General features: G+C 44.6%; 1 protein-coding gene. It reads left to right on the top strand.

From position 1 onward, the window contains the following. On the top strand, window positions 1-202 hold a 202-nt coding region (locus MiSe_RS50680), incomplete at both ends, for a tetratricopeptide repeat protein (RefSeq protein WP_226595191.1).

Raw genomic sequence — 202 nt, 5'->3', positions numbered from 1 at the left:
GCCCAAGAGCAACGGCGGTTTGATCAGGCGATCGCTTTTTACCAAAAGGCTCTCCAAATTTATGAAGATGCAAATGATTTCTACAGTGCTGCTAGCGACTATCACCATCTAGGAATGGTAGCCCAAGAGCAACGGCGGTTTGATCAGGCGATCGCTTTTTACCAAAAGGCTCTCCAAATTTATGAAGATGCAAATGATTTCT

It is taken from the genome of Microseira wollei NIES-4236 (assembly GCF_020521235.1).
GTDB lineage: Bacteria > Cyanobacteriota > Cyanobacteriia > Cyanobacteriales > Aerosakkonemataceae > Microseira > Microseira wollei.
This window is presented reverse-complemented; position numbering and strand designations above follow the sequence as displayed.